Raw genomic sequence first — 2,642 nt, 5'->3', positions numbered from 1 at the left:
TGTCGACGGTCTCGTAATTCCCCAGGGGTAGTTGTCACGTAATTCCCCATGCCGGGTGCTGCTGTGGTGAGGATATCGGTGACGGGCTCGGCTGTCAGGTGGTCTTGGTCCCGGGGCGTTTGCGGGGTCGATACGACGGCCCGTCCATGAGGACTTGATGGCTGGTGTTGATCAGTCGGTCCAGGAGAGATTCGGCGACGACGGGGTTCGGGAACAGTGGGTACCAATCTTTCGGGGCCCTGTTGCTCGTGAGGATCAGGGGTTTGCCGGCGATGGCTCGATCGGAGACGAGGTCATAGAGGTCATCGGATTGGGTGGTGGTGTGCTCACGCATCGCGAAGTCGTCGATGATGAGCACGTGCGGCCGGGTGTATTCACGCATGCGTTGCCCGATGGTGCGGTCGGCATGCCCGCCGGCGAGGTCGGCGAGCATGCGGGAACATTTGACGAATCGGATGTCGCCTCCGCGTCGGGCTACTTGATGACCGAGTGCCTGTGCGACATGGGTTTTCCCGACACCGACCGGGCCGTAGAGGATGACCGACTCGCCCGCGTCGAGCCACCGAAGAGCAGCGAGATCGCGGAGCATCGCTGCGGGCAGTTTCGGGCTGACGGTGAAGTCGAAGTCCTCGAAGGTGTTGGCCTGCTCGAACTTCGCTCGGCGCACTCGTCTGGTCAGGGCGGCGGATTCTCGGCGGGCGATTTCGTCTTCACAGAGCACCTGCAGGAATTCGAGGTGTCCGAGTTGACCGTCGCGTGTTTGAGCGAGCCTGGCGTCGAGTGTGTCCAGCATTCCGGTGAGTTTGAGGGTTTTCAGTGCGGTTCGCAGGGATGGGTCGTGGATGGTCATCACTGTGTCCTTCGTGTCGAATGAGGGTGCAGTGCAGCAGAAGTAGATGAAGTCATGGTCATGCGCTCTGCGCGGTGTCGAACGCGTCGGGGCCGCGGAGCAGCGCGGGCGGTGGTGGTGCCGAGGATTGGTCGTCGGGTTGATCTCCGTGTTCGGTGCCGGCGACGAGGAGTCCTTTGATGGTGCGGTAGTGCACGTCGTCGAGTTCGAGAGCTCGGCGGCATGCGGCATCGAGACGGTCGTCGGGATATTTGTCGCGGAGCCGGATGATCGCCTGGATCGCCCGGAGCCGGTGGATGGCGTTGACCGACGACAGCTCTTCGATGACTTTCGTGGCACCGAAACCGATCTGTTCTGCTTGGTTGCGGCACCAGGTGACACTGCGCAGAGTGTGCGCAACCTTGTGCGGTGGGTAGTGCTCGAAGTTCGTCGACCGCCCGGTCAGATGCAGAACATGAGTGGCGGTGACGGCATCGTCGTGAAAGACCTGGACCATGTCCCCAGCGGTGCGGACGGTGACCTTCTGCCCGAGCAAGCGCCACGGCACCGAGTAGAACGCTTTACCTGCTTTGACGTGGCAGTCCGGTGCGACGGTGCCCACCGAGTACTGCACGGCTTCGAACGTTCGGACCGGAAGTGGGGTGAGAGCGGATTGTTCGACCGCCTCGAACATCGCCGAGGGTGTCACGCCGTCGAGTGAGCGGTGCCGGTGTTGCCCGTATACCTCTGTGGCCCAATGCAATGCCGCGGTCTGCATCTGTTCGAGTGAGGTGAAGTCGCGGCCGGCCCAGAACGAGTCACGGATGTAGGGCATGGGTCGTTCGACGCGGGGTTTGTCCTTGGGTTTGCGGGCGCGGGCGGGGTCGATGAGGGTGCCGTAGAAGCTCGCCAGCTCCTGGTAGGCGGGGTTGATCATCGGGTCGTAGAGATCGGGTCGTTCGACACCGGTTTTGAGGTTGTCGCAGACCAGCCGCGCGGGGACGCCGCCGAAGAACTCGAATGCCGCGACATGGGAGGCGTTCCACGAGGTTTGATCCATCCGGAAGACGGGTTGGACGAACATTTTGCGTGAGCACGCCAGAATCATGACGAATGCCCACACGGTGATGCGGCGGCCCAGGGCCGGGTCGAACCACATGCCGAGTTTGCCGTAGTCGATCTGTGCTTCACTGCCCGGTTCGACAGCCCCGCGTGGGACGGTGACCTTCTCTTCGAGTCGTTGCTCGGCGAATGTTGTTGCGATGTACCGTCGGACGGTCGATTCGGACACCTCGACGTGGTGATCGTCGCGGAGACGCTGCGCGATGGTGGCGACCGTAACCGGCACATCGAGTTGCTCGGTGATCCATTCCCGGTGCGGTGCGATGTGTTCCCACGTCAAGGCGCGGGCCGCGGGATCGGACAGTGCAGGGAACCAGCGGTCGATGCGTTCACGCCAGAGATGTTCATCGAACACCTCCTCCGGTGCCGGTTCGATGCCTTCGTGCACTGCTGGTTGGAGGTATTTGCGGATGGTTTTGCGGTCGATGCCCAGTGCCTGATGGATCTCGACTTGGGATCGGCCGGCGTTCCAGTGTCGGAACATCTCGATGAGATCGTTCACGGTGAATGACTTCCTTGCCACCTCAGGCCCCTTCCACGAGCCCTTGATAGGACCCCGTGTCAGGAGCGAACCTGAGCAGCACCCGAACCCCGCACCGACACGCCCCAGGGTGAGGAATTACGTGACAGCGGGTGAGGAATTACGTGACGGACAACCCCTCAAGCCTGGGGAATTACGTGACCGCTGACA

General features: G+C 62.2%; 2 protein-coding genes. Both read right to left on the bottom strand.

The features are described from left to right. Positions 1-94: 94 nt before the first annotated feature. Positions 95-850, bottom strand: coding sequence for an IS21-like element helper ATPase IstB (gene istB / locus KVY23_RS24760; RefSeq protein WP_230558527.1), 756 nt, complete (start codon positions 848-850; stop codon positions 95-97). A 58-nt stretch (positions 851-908) separates the two neighbouring features. Beyond that, positions 909-2,453, bottom strand: coding sequence for an IS21 family transposase (gene istA, locus KVY23_RS24755; protein WP_230558526.1), 1,545 nt, complete (start codon positions 2,451-2,453; stop codon positions 909-911). Positions 2,454-2,642 lie beyond the last annotated feature (189 nt).

The organism is Rhodococcus sp. I2R, assembly GCF_020889545.1.
Lineage (GTDB): Bacteria > Actinomycetota > Actinomycetes > Mycobacteriales > Mycobacteriaceae > Rhodococcoides.
Note: the sequence above shows the minus strand (reverse complement) of the source record. Positions and strands in the feature narration are given on the sequence as shown.